The sequence below is a fragment of the Paenibacillus larvae subsp. larvae genome (genome assembly GCF_002003265.1).
GTDB lineage: Bacteria > Bacillota > Bacilli > Paenibacillales > NBRC-103111 > Paenibacillus_H > Paenibacillus_H larvae.
Genome location: NZ_CP019687.1, coordinates 135,435 through 150,421 on the forward strand (window position 1 = coordinate 135,435; position 14,987 = coordinate 150,421).

The 14,987-nt window shown below is 45.1% G+C and carries 16 protein-coding genes and 1 pseudogene; 13 read left to right on the plus strand and 4 right to left on the minus strand.

Features of this window, described 5'->3' with window-relative positions:
• The first annotated feature begins 11 nt into the window (after positions 1-11).
• The 5 genes from BXP28_RS00725 to BXP28_RS00745 all read left to right on the plus strand — a co-directional run bounded on the left by BXP28_RS00725 (position 12) and on the right by BXP28_RS00745 (position 4,695).
• Positions 12-944: a metal ABC transporter permease gene (locus BXP28_RS00725; protein ID WP_023485492.1), complete on the plus strand. Its 933-nt coding sequence runs from the start codon at positions 12-14 to the stop codon at positions 942-944.
• Positions 941-1,822 carry a metal ABC transporter permease gene (locus BXP28_RS00730; RefSeq protein WP_023485491.1) on the plus strand — a complete coding sequence of 294 codons (882 nt, stop codon included), beginning with the start codon at positions 941-943 and terminating at the stop codon, positions 1,820-1,822. Before BXP28_RS00725 ends, BXP28_RS00730 begins: the two co-directional genes overlap by 4 nt.
• Before the next feature lie 353 nt (positions 1,823-2,175).
• A complete protein-coding gene (gene brnQ, locus BXP28_RS00735) occupies positions 2,176-3,501 on the plus strand; it encodes a branched-chain amino acid transport system II carrier protein (protein WP_023485490.1) in 1,326 nt (441 codons plus the stop codon).
• Between the two features lie 430 nt (positions 3,502-3,931).
• A complete protein-coding gene (locus BXP28_RS00740) occupies positions 3,932-4,399 on the plus strand; it encodes a hypothetical protein (protein ID WP_023485489.1) in 468 nt (155 codons plus the stop codon).
• A 56-nt stretch (positions 4,400-4,455) separates the two neighbouring features.
• On the plus strand, positions 4,456-4,695 hold the full coding sequence (locus BXP28_RS00745; RefSeq protein ID WP_024093689.1) for a hypothetical protein: 240 nt from the start codon (positions 4,456-4,458) through the stop codon (positions 4,693-4,695).
• A gap of 135 nt (positions 4,696-4,830) precedes the next feature.
• Here the strand turns inward: BXP28_RS00745 and BXP28_RS00750 are convergent, their stop codons facing one another.
• The gene (locus BXP28_RS00750; protein WP_024093690.1) at positions 4,831-5,103 is read right to left on the minus strand and encodes a hypothetical protein; all 273 of its coding nucleotides are present in this window, start codon (positions 5,101-5,103) and stop codon (positions 4,831-4,833) included.
• Between the two features lie 107 nt (positions 5,104-5,210).
• On the opposite strand from BXP28_RS00750, the gene BXP28_RS00755 reads away from it, so the two are divergent.
• From BXP28_RS00755 to BXP28_RS00765, 3 genes are all read left to right on the plus strand, one after another.
• The gene (locus BXP28_RS00755; protein ID WP_024093691.1) at positions 5,211-5,462 is read left to right on the plus strand and encodes a hypothetical protein; all 252 of its coding nucleotides are present in this window, start codon (positions 5,211-5,213) and stop codon (positions 5,460-5,462) included.
• Between the two features lie 36 nt (positions 5,463-5,498).
• A complete protein-coding gene (locus BXP28_RS00760; protein ID WP_036658079.1) occupies positions 5,499-5,690 on the plus strand; it encodes a hypothetical protein in 192 nt (63 codons plus the stop codon).
• Positions 5,691-5,769: 79 nt separating this feature from the next.
• Positions 5,770-6,120 carry a carboxymuconolactone decarboxylase family protein gene (locus BXP28_RS00765; RefSeq protein WP_172423859.1) on the plus strand — a complete coding sequence of 117 codons (351 nt, stop codon included), beginning with the start codon at positions 5,770-5,772 and terminating at the stop codon, positions 6,118-6,120.
• A gap of 95 nt (positions 6,121-6,215) precedes the next feature.
• Here BXP28_RS00765 and BXP28_RS00770 read toward each other — a convergent pair whose 3' ends face one another.
• On the minus strand, positions 6,216-6,515 hold the full coding sequence (locus BXP28_RS00770; protein WP_023485487.1) for a DUF2627 domain-containing protein: 300 nt from the start codon (positions 6,513-6,515) through the stop codon (positions 6,216-6,218).
• A 182-nt stretch (positions 6,516-6,697) separates the two neighbouring features.
• Here BXP28_RS00770 and lpdA point away from each other — a divergent pair, with 182 nt between their 5' ends.
• The 4 genes from lpdA to BXP28_RS00790 all read left to right on the plus strand — a co-directional run bounded on the left by lpdA (position 6,698) and on the right by BXP28_RS00790 (position 11,607).
• On the plus strand, positions 6,698-8,128 hold the full coding sequence (gene lpdA, locus BXP28_RS00775; protein WP_036658081.1) for a dihydrolipoyl dehydrogenase: 1,431 nt from the start codon (positions 6,698-6,700) through the stop codon (positions 8,126-8,128).
• Between the two features lie 99 nt (positions 8,129-8,227).
• Positions 8,228-9,226 (plus strand): thiamine pyrophosphate-dependent dehydrogenase E1 component subunit alpha, encoded by a 999-nt coding sequence (locus BXP28_RS00780; RefSeq protein ID WP_036658083.1) that lies wholly within the window; start codon positions 8,228-8,230, stop codon positions 9,224-9,226.
• A gap of 18 nt (positions 9,227-9,244) precedes the next feature.
• A complete protein-coding gene (locus BXP28_RS00785; protein ID WP_036658085.1) occupies positions 9,245-10,225 on the plus strand; it encodes an alpha-ketoacid dehydrogenase subunit beta in 981 nt (326 codons plus the stop codon).
• A gap of 20 nt (positions 10,226-10,245) precedes the next feature.
• Positions 10,246-11,607, plus strand: coding sequence for a dihydrolipoamide acetyltransferase family protein (locus BXP28_RS00790; RefSeq protein WP_023485483.1), 1,362 nt, complete (start codon positions 10,246-10,248; stop codon positions 11,605-11,607).
• A gap of 4 nt (positions 11,608-11,611) precedes the next feature.
• Here the strand turns inward: BXP28_RS00790 and prli42 are convergent, their stop codons facing one another.
• A complete protein-coding gene (prli42, locus tag BXP28_RS24810; RefSeq protein ID WP_226989799.1) occupies positions 11,612-11,722 on the minus strand; it encodes a stressosome-associated protein Prli42 in 111 nt (36 codons plus the stop codon).
• A gap of 63 nt (positions 11,723-11,785) precedes the next feature.
• Between prli42 and BXP28_RS00795 the strand changes: the two genes are divergently transcribed.
• Complete coding sequence (locus BXP28_RS00795; RefSeq protein WP_023485482.1) at positions 11,786-12,910, plus strand: M20/M25/M40 family metallo-hydrolase; 1,125 nt, start codon at positions 11,786-11,788, stop codon at positions 12,908-12,910.
• Here BXP28_RS00795 and BXP28_RS00800 read toward each other — a convergent pair.
• Positions 12,903-14,378 (minus strand): annotated as a pseudogene (locus BXP28_RS00800) (IS1182 family transposase). The gene BXP28_RS00795 and the pseudogene BXP28_RS00800 sit on opposite strands and share 8 nt — an antisense overlap.
• Positions 14,379-14,987 lie beyond the last annotated feature (609 nt).

Below are 14,987 nucleotides of genomic sequence, written 5' to 3' on the forward strand. Positions count from 1 at the left end.
AGGGCATATGAATGTTGGACTGGATACCACTTCTGCAGGATCCGAACACGCGGTGGATTCTGTGGGGAAGTATGCTGCTCGGATTATGCAGCGGTGTAATCGGCAGTTTTGCTTATTTACGCAAACAATCCTTAATGGGTGATGCTCTTTCCCATGCGGCCCTGCCGGGGGTTTGCCTGGCCTTTATGCTAACCGGGACCAAGTCCACGCTCTGGTTTGTAGTAGGAGCTTTAATTTCCGGTCTAATCGCCACATGGAGTATCGGCTGGATTACACGTCATTCCAAAGTGAAACAGGATGCGGCTTTAGGCATTATTTTATCTGTTTTTTTCGGTTTTGGAATTGTCCTGCTGACGCAAATCCAGCACAGCGCCTCAGGTAACCAAAGCGGACTGGATAAATTTTTGTTCGGCCAGGCTGCTTCCATGGTCATGTCGGATGTATATACAATGGTGGGAATTTCCGCATTGCTTATTATTCTGTGTACCCTGTTTTTTAAGGAATTGAAACTGGTTTGTTTTGATCCGGGTTTTGCCAAAGGATTGGGGTTTCCGGTCAGCTTGCTGGACCAATTCATTATGGCGATGATTGCAGTTGCGGTAGTGGTTGGAATTCAGGCGGTCGGAGTTGTTCTCATGGCGGCGATGCTCATCACTCCGGCGGTGGCTGCCCGTTATTGGACAGAAAAACTCAGCACAATGGTTATTTTATCCGGTATTTTTGGAGCCTTGAGCGGAATATTGGGTACGATGCTGAGTACACTGGGCAATAGCCTGCCGACCGGTCCTCTTAGCGTGTTGGCAGCAACAGCACTTTTCCTGGTTTCAGTCGTAGCCGGACCCAAGAGGGGGCTTTTGTCCAAGCTGCTTGTCCGCAGGTCCGTAAAACTTGAAGTAGAACGCAAGCAAGCAGTTGCGCCTCTGGAGAGGAGGGAGGCGCTTTGAATGATCTTTGGATTATAATAACCGGGGCCCTGGTAGCTTGTGCTTGCAGTCTGGTAGGCTGTTTTCTTGTGCTCCGGAAAATGTCTATGATTGGAGATGCCATCAGCCACTCCGTATTACCCGGCATCGCGATTGCCTTTCTTATAAGCAGCAGCCGTGAATCGGTACCAATGCTCATCGGGGCAGCCATTGTCGGTTTGATCACAGTCTTTTTGATCCAGTTGTTCCAGCAGAGCGGTGTACAGTCTGATGCTTCGATTGGTGTTGTATATACGGCTTTATTCGCCGTTGGTGTGGTGCTGGTCAGTCTATTTGCAAGGGACATCGATTTTGATCTGGATTGTGTACTATACGGAGAAATTGCCTACGTTCCTTGGAATACCTGGGATTGGAACGGGATGAATATGGGGCCCAAACCCGTCTGGATGATTGGTGGCGTTCTCCTGCTTAGTGTAGTGGTCATAGGGCTTTTCTTCAAACAATTTAAAGTATGTTCCTTTGATCCCGCCTTAGCAGCTGCAATAGGGATCCCGGTTGCATTGTTCCATTATTTGCTCATGGGGCTTGTCTCTATGACGACGGTAGCTTCTTTCGAAAGTGTGGGAGCCATCTTGGTAGTAGGTATGCTTATCGTTCCTCCCTCAACGGCATATCTGCTGACCGAGAAATTATCCCGCATGATCGCCTACAGTATGGTCATCGGAATATTGTCTTCCGTTTTAGGATATGGAGCGGCCTACCTATTGGATGCTTCCATTGCAGGATGCATGATCAGTGTAGCCGGTTTTCTCTTCCTGCTCGCCTTTCTATTTACGCCACATAACGGGATTGTGTGGAAAAAATGGCGGAATACTGCCATGGCTAAGGAACAATCCTGATCAAATTGAAATTTTAAGAGCCTGTATTTCTGCAAAGAAGAAAACAGGCTCTTTTGGTCCCATTAAATAATTTAAATCAATTTCCTGGATTTACGACAAGACCGCAAGCTGCCTCCGGCTGGAAGCGGTCTTTTGTTTTTTCTGTATCTAGTCGATTGTCCGTAAATCGGGTACTCTCATAAAGAGCAGGATTGTGCAAATAAAAAATTATAATATTTTTCAAAGAGATTGTTCTGCAAAAAACAGGTTTTTTCAGGTATACTCGGGAGTAGGTTCTGAAAGTTACCGTGGATAGAATGCGTTACTTACTGTATAATACAAACCCGTGCACTTTTTTATTTTAGGAGGATTAGATGAAGAGCTTATCAAGAAAAGAAACACTTTCAATTGGACTCATGCTATTTGCCTTATTTTTCGGGTCAGGAAATCTGATCTTCCCGCCTTTGCTCGGACAATCCTCCGGGACGAATGTTTGGATTGCTGTTTCAGGTTTTATTATTACAGGAGTAGGTCTCCCGCTCCTTGCTGTTGCTGCTTTGGCCAAGTCAGGGGATAGTTTTCAAAGGCTGGTCAACAGGGTGAACCCTTTGTTCGGAGTCATCCTTACCGTTGCCATTTATTTAACTATCGGCCCATTATTTGTGATTCCGCGCACGGGCGGCGTCGCTTTTGAAATGGGCATATCTCCTTTTTTGCCGGGAGGAGCCGGACAAAGTCCGCTTATTTTATTTTTATTTACACTGGCTTATTTTGCACTTACCTTCTGGCTTTGCTTGAATCCTTCCAAACTGGTAGACATCATTGGAAAATGGTTGACTCCTGCTTTGTTGACCCTTATAGCTGTTTTGTTTATCCGGACGTTGATTCATCCGATCGGTCCGATAGGAGAGCCTACAACAACGGAATATGCGAATTATCCGTTTTTCAAAGGTTTCGTGGAAGGCTACTCTACTATGGACACCTTGGGAGCTCTTGTTTTTGGAATAGTTATTGTAACGGCTATCCGTGAAAGAGGAGTTACAGACAGCAAAACCATAGCGTTGTCTACAATTAAGGCGGGAACGATCGCCGCAACCGGTCTGGGTCTTGTTTACATTGCACTTGGATATATTGGAGCAACGAGTCAAAGCTTCGGAATACTGGGTAATGGCGGGGAGATTTTAACCAAAGCCGCGTACGGGCTGTTGGGCACGTCGGGATTAGTCCTTCTTGCAGGAGCAACAACGATTGCCTGTCTGACGACTTCCATCGGGCTTACAGTATCCTGCGGCCAGTATTTTTCCAGGCTGATACCCGGACTTTCCTATAAAGCTATTGTCGGTATGGTTTGCCTGTTCGGTATGGCATTGGCCAACCTGGGGCTGGATAGAATTCTGGAATTTTCTGTGCCCGTTCTCCTGCTGCTATACCCGCTTGTCATTGTGTTGATATTGTTATCATTTTTTCACACATTTTTTCACGGATACTCGTCTGTTTATATTGGCGGAATCATCGGAAGCGGTATTATCAGTCTGATTGATGTATTAGCGTCGGTAGGTATCCGGTGGAGTTCAGTCGATGCTTTATTGGAGAATCTACCAGTACACGAACAAGGACTTGGATGGCTGGTTCCGGCTCTTCTGGGAATTATAATCGGCTATGTATTCGGCAGAATAAAACACCGTACCGTTCCGGCATAAATGCTAAGTTCCTAAAACAGGCCTGTCTTTTCTTTATTGCAAAGACAGGCCTGTTTTTGCGGTAAAGATTTAGAACAATTAGGCTAAAGCAAACTGAAGCAGGCCTGGAAAATCATACTTTTGAAGAAAAAATAGCCTATAATATAGCCGGCTGCTGAAGGCTATGGAACGGGAGAAGGAACGGTTGTCTGTCCTGGGCAGACAACCAGTTGGCCAGTTGAATGAAGAAGAGACGGTGGAAAAGGCAAGTAGATACCAAAAAAAGCAATAGATGACATAAAAGAGTGCCCTCGGGAAAAGGTTGCTCTTTTTTATGTTTCTTCCTATCTATGAAAATATGAAAATGGACGGCTTTATAGGCTATTTACTGTTTCAGTATTGATAGAGTAGACATAATCTAAATTAAACCTGGCTGCAAGGAGGTGAATATATGAAAAAATGGCTAAAAGGTTTGCTAGTAGCGTTAGGAGTAGCTATTGTTACGGCCATTTGGCTTAGCTGGAAGGAGGGGCCTGTAACGCGCAATCCGATACCGGTACCTGAACAGGAGCCCAACAATACTTTTGAACAGACCGGCGATTTATTTGCGAACACAGTTCATACAGGAGTTATCAGTTCAGATACAGACGTAGACTTCTGGATGGCAGATAACCGTTATATGGAGGCTTCACATTTGGTTTCTCTCAGCCTGACGGATATTCCTGAAGGTACTGATTACGATATTGTCGCCTATGACGAGTTTGGGACCATTATAGCCAAGTCGGCAAACATGGGGAATTTGAGTGAATTGCTCCAGTTTGTACCTGTACCGGGAAAAATATATTATTTCAAAGTATATTCAAGCACCGGGTCAAATCCGGATGGATGGTATCTGCTTGAAGTAAACAGTTTCTATTAGATCTTTGCCTTCAGGGGGAAATTTCAGTATAGTGAGGGAAAAAGGAGTTATGTACTGTGGCAAAATTCGCCTCCTACAGTCCCGATGCTACAGAATGGCTAAAGGAAAAAACAGGAAACAGCCGGATTATGTGTTACTCTTGTATCGATCCGTCGGATCAAGGGAATAGTTTTTTTATAGTCAGTTATGGTCCAGATGTACCCAGAGTAGCACACGTAAATTTCCGTGATATCCGCTATAATCCATCCAGTTTTGCCAGTCTGATTGAAGGGTTATATCAAGCATTAAATGAATAGGGCTGTCTTACGATAAAAAAGCAAAAAGACCTCCATCCACACCAGCAGGTGAAACCGGAGGTCTTTTCGCGGGACCTAATGCGATGAAAAAGAAGATCCCATTTTTAAATGGACATTTTGGACAATTTGTCCACTCTATTGTGAAAGCTCTACCTTGGCAAGTGCCTGTTCAGCCAGTTGGGTAGAGTAACGTTCCATACAGTTGCAAAGAAAGTCTTTGCGGCAAACCGGACACGGTGCCTTGTTCAAACGGTTTGCATGAGTGATAAGAGGGGCTCCGTCCGGAGTCCGTTCAAAAATTAACCGACAGTGAGTACGGTCTTTTAATACAACTAAAATTTCAAACAGTCCGTTATTTTTGTTCTCACTTACTAGGGTTGCTTCTTCAACCTGCGGGGTATAGGCCATCTAATCTTTTCCTCCTCAATATACATTGCCAGCTATTTTTAAAGGTTGCAATGTATTAGTATTATATATTAAATTGATTTTTTTATACAAGAGAAAAGGCGGTTAAAATGATAATCGATTATCATGAAGCAGAACAAACCAAACAAGGAATTCATTTTTCCGTCGGTGTCCATTTTGAGGATGAACCGGATTCCTACTATGTCATATTAATAGATGCTGATCTTGACGGCAGACTGGTCCGTACCGATTTAAACTATAATGGCATGGATTGCAAATATACGTTTACCAATGAAGAGAAACATGCGCTGCTTGACTATCTAAACCAGCAAGAGATTATACCCGACCGTTTTTATTTTTAAAGGTACCGGAAATAGCTGACGAAAGGAAGGGGTCTCATGGCCATCCGGGTCCGTTCGATAATCGATGGTAAACCTGTTAAAGAAGATGAGATTGAGTTGAATGAGGACAAGCTTGAACCGCTTGCTGAAGAAGAAATCAGACAGGTTATTGAAATAAAAGTGCAGGAATGGGCCAGGCGCTGTATTGAAGCAGAGTGGGAGTGGAAAGGCAAGACGAATCCGGAATAAGAAAATAGATGGATGGATGCGGGCCGGGCTGTAAATACTAACATCATAGTAACCAGCTAGGGAGGACTTTCCTGTGAAGATGAACCAGAACATGGATGCTAAAGTGGACGCATATAAAGAAGGAATGGCCCAGATGGGGAATGAGCTTCCGAGAGTTACGGAAGCCTATCATGCCTTTACGGGAGAATGCTTTGCGGACGGGGCGCTAAATGCCAAACAGAAGCAGCTGATCGCGCTTGGCATCGGATTGTTTGCTAACAATGAGATTTGCACCTTGTATCATGTTGAAGAAGCAATAAGCAGCGGGGCTTCTGATCAGGAAATCATGGAGACAGCAGCTGTAGCTGCCGCTCTTGGGGGCGGTCATGCCATGTCACAAGGGGTAACCCGTTTAAGGCAGGCACTGCATGGAAAAAAGCAGATACAATAATTGTATAGAAGCTTGTAATGCGAAGAACAGCTTTATACCTGCCAGGAAATTGAAGCTGTTTTTAAGTGATACATTAAACAGGGAAAACCTTGTTTTTAAGAGGTTGAACCTGTATCTTTTTGCATCCGGCCTTTACTTTGTTGCCGCTTCGCTTTAAATCTGGGGGCCACATAGTTTCGTTTCCGGTCCCGGTAAAAAATCCATCCGCCTATAAAGCCGGTACCCAAAAGAAAAAGGATAAATCCGAAGGCCATTTTTAACCAGGGGACGTGTCCGATCTCCGGGGCAAATTGATCAAAAAAAGCATCCTTAACCAGCAAAAAGCCGTAAGTTGCCAATATTCCGGGAATGACCAACAGCAGTATGGCAATAAAACGGGAAATTTTGGTTTTCATATCTGCTCCTTCTATCTCTTACTGTCGGCTTGCCGTCAGGCAAAGTCTGCCAGTGTATAAATCTATCATACAAGGAAATGGAAGCGATGTCTATTTGCCTTATGGGGATCGGGACTTTCTTTTCATCATGCAAAAAAGTACAATGAGGCTAGCGATAGATGGAGCTAGGAGGAACGAGAAGAATGAGCGATCAAAATCAAACCGATGTAGTTATTTTAGGTGGAGGTACCGGAGGGTACGTTGCAGCGATAAGAGCAGCACAATTAGGAAAATCCGTAGTCATTGTAGAGAAGGATAAGCTGGGAGGAACATGTCTGCATAGAGGATGCATTCCAAGCAAAGCCCTGCTCAGAAGCGCAGAAGTATTGGCCACGATGAAGAAAAGTGAAATATACGGCATAAAAACCAGCGGCGTTGAGCTTGATTTCGGGCTTGTACAGAAACGGAAAGAAGCCATTGTAGAGCAGCTTCATAAAGGCGTCCAGTATCTAATGAAAAAAAATAAAATTCAGGTGGTTAACGGAACGGGACGGTTAATGGGAGCTTCAATTTTTTCTCCAAGAAGCGGTTCTGTATCCGTAGAAAAACCGGACGGGGAAATTGAAGTATTTGTACCGAAACAACTGATCTTAGCTACAGGATCCCGGCCTAAAACGCTTCCGGGTATTGAGCTGGACGGGAAGTATATTTTGTCTAGTGATGATGCTCTTAAGATGAAGCAGCTTCCGAAATCTATTCTAATAATCGGAGGTGGAGTTATCGGAGTAGAATGGGCTTCTATGCTAAATGATTTCGGTGTGGAAGTAACCTTAATCGAAGCCGCACCGCGTCTTGTCAGTACAGAGGATGCCGATATATCACGTGAATTTGAACGTTTACTGAAAAAACGGGGAATAAATGTTAAAAATGGCGTTACGTTAGATCTGAATTCCATCCAAATAAAGGACGAATCCGTTTTTGTAAAAGTTCAAAAAGGCCAGGACGAAGCAGTGGAGCTATCTGCGGAAAAAATGCTAGTATCCATAGGTCGTTCAGCCAACGTCGAAGGTATCGGTCTGGAAAATACGAACGTTGTTGTTGATGGCGGCGTTGTAAGGGTAAATAAATACATGCAGACTGCCGAATCCCATATTTACGCAATTGGCGATATGATTGGCGGGCTCCAGCTTGCCCATGCTGCCAGTCACGAAGGAATAACAGCTGTAGAACATTTTAACGGTGAACATATTCACCCGGCACAAACCCACCTGATTCCACGCTGTATTTATACGAGACCGGAGATGGCCAGTGTCGGCTGGACTGAGCAGCAGGCCAAAGAACTCGGGTATGAAATCAAAACGGGAAAATTCAGTTTTAAGGCTATCGGAAAGGCGCTTGTCTACGGTGAGCAAGACGGTTTTGTTAAAGTAATTGCAGATGTCAAGACAGATGATATTTTGGGTGTGCATATGATTGGTCCCCATGTGACGGACTATATTTCGGAAGCCGCCCTGGCACAGTTGCTCAATGCAACCCCTTGGGAAGTTAGTCAGACCATTCATCCTCATCCTACCTTAACTGAGACACTTGCAGAAGCTATGCTGGATGTGGACGGACGGGCCCTTAGCATGTAAGAATTGTATTCCGGACCCGTTACGTTTATAATAAACTTATAACGTCAAGTCTTAGGACCAGGTAATAAAAATGACTTGTTAAAAAGGGAGGGTTTCCCCATGTCCATTGGACAGCTAACTAAACATAGAACTTTAGGTTTATCCGATGACACTGTCATTAACATGTATAAAAAAATGGTATCAGCACGTAAATATGACGAACGTTCTGTCCTGCTGCAAAGGGCGGGCAAAATTCCTTTCCACGTATCCGGTATCGGGCAGGAAGCTGCCCAGGTAGGAGCAGCTTTTGCTCTTGACTTGGGTCAGGATTACTTCTTGCCCTATTACCGTGATTATGCCTTTGTACTTAGTGTCGGAATAACCCTAAAGGACTTGATGCTTTCAGCTTTTGCCAAAGCGGAAGACGTAAGCAGTGGGGGGCGGCAAATGCCGGGCCATTTCAGTTATAAGGAAAAGCGGATTGTTACGGGTTCCAGTCCGGTTACAACGCAGGTTCCGCATGCTGTAGGGTTTGCTTTGGCTGCTAAGATGAAAAAACAGCCTTTCGTTTCCTTTGTCACATTCGGGGAAGGCTCAAGCAATCAAGGGGATTTTCATGAAGGGTGTAACTTCGCGGGCGTTCATAAACTCCCGGTTATCCTGATGTGTGAAAATAACCAGTACGCCATCTCGATCCCGGAGCATAAGCAGGTAGCCGGACGGGTGGTTGACCGGGCGATCGGTTACGGATTTCACGGTGAACGTGTGGACGGCAACGATGTGCTTGATGTTTACCGTGTTGTTAAGGAAGCGAGAGAGCGTGCGGTGAACGGTTATGGGCCCACTTTGATCGAAGCGTACATGTACCGCCTGTCTCCTCATTCTACCGCGGATGATGATATGCTGTACCGGACCAAAGAAGAAGTACAAGCAAACAGGGAGAAAGATCCGATTCCGAGGTTTAAAAAGTATTTGGTGGACTGCGGTTTATGGGACGAAGAAAAAGAACAAATGCTGGCTGACCAACTGAAAAAAGAACTTCAGAAAGCAACGGCTTACGCGGAAGCGGCCCCGTTTCCACAGCCGGAAGACACTTTGAAACATGTTTACGGGGAATAGGAGAAGGAGGCATAGCTTGTGGCGGTTATAACCTATTTAGAAGCAATACGCTCCGCAATGGAAGAAGAAATGAAGCGAGATAATCAAGTATTTGTACTGGGTGAAGATGTAGGTAAAGGTGGCGTTAATAACGCAACCAAAAATTTGCGTGATCTGTATGGGGAAGAAAGAGTACTGGATACTCCCCTGGCAGAATCCGCTATTGTCGGAGTGGCCATAGGAGCGGCCATGTATGGCATGAAGCCTATTGCGGAAATCCAGTTTGCCGATTTTATTTTTCCGGCTACAAATCAAATTATAAGTGAGGCAGCCAGAATCCGATACAGGTCCAACAATGATTGGAATTGTCCTGTCGTTATCCGGGCCCCTTATGGAGCAACAGGCGGGGGAGCTTTGTACCATTCCCAATGTCCGGAATCAGTCTTTTTTGGAACGCCGGGCTTGAAAATGGTAGCACCATCGAATCCTTACGATGCAAAAGGGTTAATGAAAGCCGCAATCCGGGATGCCGATCCTGTTCTCTTCTTTGAACATAAAAAATGTTATTTGATGCTTTCAGCGGACGTGCCGGAACAAGATTTTGAAGTACCGATCGGGGTTGCTGACGTCAAAAGGGAAGGGATGGATTTAACCGTTATCACATATGGCATTGCTGTCCATTATGCACTTCAGGCTGCGGAAGAGCTTGCCGGAGAGGGAATCAGTGCACATGTACTGGATTTGCGTACTATTCAGCCACTGGATAAGGAGGCTATCCTGGAAGCAGCCTCTAAAACAGGAAAAGTTCTGATTGCACATGAAGACAATAAAACCGGAGGAATTGGAGCCGAAGTATCCGCTATCATTGCCGAGGAGCTGTTATATGATTTGGATGCTCCTGTGATGCGTCTATGCGGTCCGGATGTGCCTGCGGTCGGGATGAATCCTCCTATGGAAAAATTTTTCTTGCTGAGTACTGAAAAACTCAAAGATGCCATGCGTAAGCTCGCGCAGTTTTAACCGTAGCAAGGAGGAGAACCATGAGTGAAGTTAAAGGAACCATCACGGAAGTTACCGTTCCTCATCTGGCTGAAACGCTTGTTTCAGCAACAGTAGGAAAGTGGCTGAAACAGCCCGGGGATCAAGTGGAGCAGTACGATGTACTATGCGAATTGTTTACGGATAAGGTAAACATTGAAATGCCTTGCCCCATTGAAGGAAAGCTGCTCAAAATTCTGATCGGAGAGGGGGAAGAGGCAGCGGTAGGGCAAGCAATTTGCCTTGTCGAAGTACCGGTCTCTGCCGAAGAGGCAGCCCAGATACCCGCACCTTCAGATGGCCAGCCGACTGCGACAGAAGGGGTTCCTGCTGATGGCAGTATGAGAAATCGCTATTCACCAGCTGTGCAGCGGTTAGCTGCGGAACATGGGATTGATTTAAACCGGGTTCCGGGGACAGGACTCGGGGGAAGAATTACCCGCAAAGATGTGGAAACCTATATTCAGAACGGACATGCAGCATCCGCGAAGGTTGCCGGTCAGACCGTTCCGGGTTCACAGGTAAATCTTGAACAGAAGGTTTCTTCGAACACCGGATGGGCGATCAATGAGCCGCTTAAGCAGAAGGAAACCCCAGTGAGAACTTCAGGTATCCATTTGTCCGAGACTCCTCCTCTCCCTCATATTGAAATAGAGGAGGCAAATCGGGGTGAAACATTGATCGATGTGACGCCTATGCGTAATACCATTGCTACCCGCATGAGACAAAGTGTCTCCGAAATTCCTCATGCGTGGACAATGATCGAAGTAGATGTCACAAATCTGGTTCAGCTCCGCAATAAAGTGAAGGACGAATTCAAGCGCAGGGAAGGCATTAATTTGACTTATTTGGCGTTTCTGCTCAAAGCGGTGGTTGGAGCTATTAAGGATTACCCGATTATGAACTCGGTATGGGCTGTTGATAAGATTATCGTGAAGAGAGACATTAATCTTTCCTTGGCCGTAGGTACGGAGGATTCTGTTATGACCCCGGTTATTCAGAAAGCGGATCAGAAAAACATTGCAGGACTTGCTCAAGAAATTGATGATTTGACTAAGAGGGCGAGAGCAGGAAAACTTTCCTTAAATGATATGCAGGGGGGAACGTTTACGATTAATAATACCGGCTCCTTCGGATCGATTTTATCATACCCGATTATCAACTACCCTCAGGCAGCGATTCTCACGTTTGAATCCATCGTGAAGAAGCCGGTTGTCATACAAGATATGATTGCGGTGCGCTCCATGGTTAATTTATGCTTATCCTTGGATCACCGGATACTGGATGGTGTCATTTGCGGAAGATTCCTCCAGCGGGTCAAAGAAAATCTCGAGTCCTATAATCTGGAGACGTCTTTATACTAACAGGCTACATAAGGGAGCCTACAGATAATAGTAGCGTAGACAATATAAAAGTGATTAAAATAAGATAGAGAACGAACTTGAACCAAAAATTGTTACGTTTCAAAGTAATGCTCACCCCTTCTATGGACAAAACTGAACATTACTATTGTAACGCATGTCGGGTATTGGAGGAAAGTAAATGATTAATCAGGAACGATTGGTAAAAGAATTCATCGAACTCGTGCAGGTGGATAGTGTAACTAAAGATGAACGGAATATTTGTGATGTATTGAAGAAGAAGTTTGGCGATCTGGGACTTACCGCAGCAGAGGATAACACTGCCGCCAAAACCGGGCATGGGGCAGGAAATCTAATTTGTACGTTTCCGGCTAACGGAGCGGATAAGGCACTGCCCATTTTCTTTACTTCCCACATGGATACGGTGGCACCCGGTAAAGGGATTAAGCCGCAAATCGGGGAGGACGGCGTTATTCGTAGTGACGGTACGACCATTTTGGGCAGCGATGACAAAGCCGGGCTTGCGGCCATGTTCGAGAGTATCCGGGTACTGAAAGAACAAAAAATCCCTCACGGTCAAATTCAATTTGTGATTACAGTAGGTGAGGAATCCGGTTTAATCGGTGCCCGTGCCATGCAGGCAGGATCTATTGATGCGGTGTTTGGTTTTGCCCTTGATTCCAACGGCGAGATCGGAGAAATTGTTACCGCGGCCCCCTCCCGAGCAGAAATCAGGATGATCATGAATGGAAAAACCGCTCATGCCGGCGTGAATCCTGAAGACGGCATCAGTGCCATTCAGGTAGCAAGTAAGGCCGTTTCCCGAATGAAGCTGGGGCGGATTGATTCGGAAACGACAGCAAACATTGGAAGCTTTTCCGGTGTAGGCCCCCTCAATGTTGTGTGTGACCGGGTAGAGATCGTGGCCGAAGCCAGAAGTATCGTACAAGATAAATTAACTAAGCAAGTAGAAAGTATGAAGGAAGCCTGGGAATCGGCAGCGGCAGATTTCCATACAACCTGTGAGTTCAACGTTGACATTGCTTATCCTGCCTTTATGCATGAGGATTCCTCTGAAGTAGTTGAACTGGCCAAACGTGCTTTGGAGGCTATCGGCTGTAAGACAAGTACAGTTCATTCCGGTGGCGGAAGTGACGCTAATATCTTTAATGGGATGGGAATTCCGACTGTTAATCTGGCTGTTGGTTATGAGAACATACATACAACAAAAGAGAGTATTTCCATCAGCAACCTTGTAAAAACGGCTAAGGCAGTTGTGTCCATAGTTAAAGAGGCAGCTAAATAAAATAAACACCCTGAAAAGGGTGTTTCAGATTGAAGACAAAGTCCCGCGAAATACTACAGTAGCGGGAGTTCTTTATGTTTTTTATCCCTATTTCAAATACAAAATTGAATTTATCAGATGGGCGACCTCTCTTCCAGAGCCAGGTCGCCATTCTTTTGAGGTTCATGGCAGAAAAAACAAGCATTTCCTGCATGGTGACGCTTTTAAGTCCTCGTAAGGTCGTCCACCGCATACCATGCTTCTCCTTTAAATCAGCAAAAACTCGCTCTATGGTTTCTTTTCGCTCTGCGTAAATCCGTTTGTTTTCTTCTGTATGGCGAAGGTGGTCCGCCTCTTCCACACATTCAGCCCAAACATGACGACTAATACGCTTCACTGCCTCTTTACTCTCTGTACATTGTGTCCGGAAAGGACAGGCTTGGCAGATTGCCGGATTCGAGCGATACATTTTATAACCAGCACGGTTCGTTGTTTCGTAAGACAGTATGGCATTTGCCGGACACAGGTAGCAGTCGTAGTGCTCATCGTAAACGTAATCATGCTTTTTAAAGAATTCTTCTTTCGTCTTGGGACGGGTATACGGCAGGACGGGACGAATCTCTTGTTCTTGCAGCATTTTGCAGATGGCTGGTGTTTTATAACCTGCATCCGCGGCAACCGCTTGTGGAGCCGGAACTACGCGAGTAACCTCGTGTAGAACATCTTCAAATACTTGGCTGTCGTGGATATTTCCAGGGGTTACTTTGACGCCGAGTACAAACCCGTTCCGATCACACGCGGTATGGAAGCTGTAGGCGAAAACACGTTCTTACTCTCCCTTCACGAACAAACCACACTCCGGGTCAATCGTGCTCACCTTCACCTCCTTCTGCGTGACATTGGGCTTTTTTTCGAACGGTTTCTTTCCATGTAGAGCCCGATCTTGATTGATCTCTTCATCAAGCTGATCCTGGTACTTTCGACTTTGCTCCTGAACGATCTGTTTTACATATTTGTTTTTGTTCGCGCTTGCTTTAACATGTGTCGCGTCGATGAAGAGTACGTCAGGTTCAATGAAACCATGCCGGGCAGCTTCTTCGAGGATGCGATGAAAGATTCCCTCAAACAGTCCAGTATCCCGAAAACGGCGCACGTAATTTTTACCCAGCGTGGAGAAATGAGGAATGGGCTGACTGAAGTCATAGCCAATAAACCAACGGTACGCGACGTTGGTTTCAATCTCTTTGATGGTCTGACGCATGGAGCGAATACCAAAAAGGCATTGAATAAGCGCAATTTTAATAAGAACAACCGGATCAATGCTAGGGCGGCCGTTATCCTCACAGTAAACATCCCGAACCATGTCATAGATGAAACTAAAATCGATGGCGTATTCGATTTTGCGGACCAAATGATCTATAGGTACAAGCTCGTCCAAGGAGACCATGGAAATTTGAGAACGTCCTTCGTAACCGGTTTTTCGCAACATATTCAAGCACTCCCGCACTAGTTATTTACCTATATGATACTATATGAATGCGGTGAATGGTTGGTGTATTTTCGTAAAAAAGACTGTCGACAGGACTTTGTCGACAGTCTGAGACACTTGGGAATAATCCCCAAGTGTTTTTTTGCTATGAATTGTTGGTTGTGATTTTAGCGCTTTTTTAGTGAATTGGTTGTAGGCAGGATTGTCAAGACTCAAGTGCTAGGTTTACAGTATTCAAGTATAGATAATGGAAATGAAATAATCAGCTGGAATCCTAAAAAGGATAATAATGGATCCCGTATCATAAGCGGGATGATGGCTGCTTAATGTTATTTTCTAAATTTAATTAATCCGAGGGCATCAAATTCCATAATTGATTTCCATGGTTTTTGTTATCTCGCTACACCTTCTTATTTTAATTCCTTAACTTGGTCATATGCTTTGACCAGGTTTCGTACTCTCTCAACAATCATTGTGTCGGTGTGGTTGGACCATAGTAAAATCTTCAATAAGATTACAAACATGTTTTCTGGAGGTCCGTTAAAATCTCTATAGGGTATGTATACCTGTATTTATTGTTGAGAGCTATTTTTGCACTTGGGTATGGGC

Excerpts from the sequence above, each read along its gene's own strand:
- BXP28_RS00740 (WP_023485489.1), top strand. The coding sequence starts at position 3,932 with ATGAAAAAATGGCTAAAAGGTTTGCTAGTAGCGTTAGGAGTAGCTATT.
- lpdA (WP_036658081.1), top strand. The coding sequence starts at position 6,698 with ATGAGCGATCAAAATCAAACCGATGTAGTTATTTTAGGTGGAGGTACC.
- BXP28_RS00760 (WP_036658079.1), top strand. The coding sequence starts at position 5,499 with ATGGCCATCCGGGTCCGTTCGATAATCGATGGTAAACCTGTTAAAGAA.
- brnQ (WP_023485490.1), top strand. The coding sequence starts at position 2,176 with ATGAAGAGCTTATCAAGAAAAGAAACACTTTCAATTGGACTCATGCTA.
- BXP28_RS00755 (WP_024093691.1), top strand. The coding sequence starts at position 5,211 with ATGATAATCGATTATCATGAAGCAGAACAAACCAAACAAGGAATTCAT.
- BXP28_RS00770 (WP_023485487.1), bottom strand. The coding sequence starts at position 6,515 with ATGAAAACCAAAATTTCCCGTTTTATTGCCATACTGCTGTTGGTCATT.
- BXP28_RS00790 (WP_023485483.1), top strand. The coding sequence starts at position 10,246 with ATGAGTGAAGTTAAAGGAACCATCACGGAAGTTACCGTTCCTCATCTG.
- BXP28_RS00780 (WP_036658083.1), top strand. The coding sequence starts at position 8,228 with ATGTCCATTGGACAGCTAACTAAACATAGAACTTTAGGTTTATCCGAT.
- BXP28_RS00725 (WP_023485492.1), top strand. The coding sequence starts at position 12 with ATGTTGGACTGGATACCACTTCTGCAGGATCCGAACACGCGGTGGATT.
- BXP28_RS00765 (WP_172423859.1), top strand. The coding sequence starts at position 5,770 with ATGAACCAGAACATGGATGCTAAAGTGGACGCATATAAAGAAGGAATG.
- BXP28_RS00750 (WP_024093690.1), bottom strand. The coding sequence starts at position 5,103 with ATGGCCTATACCCCGCAGGTTGAAGAAGCAACCCTAGTAAGTGAGAAC.
- BXP28_RS00795 (WP_023485482.1), top strand. The coding sequence starts at position 11,786 with ATGATTAATCAGGAACGATTGGTAAAAGAATTCATCGAACTCGTGCAG.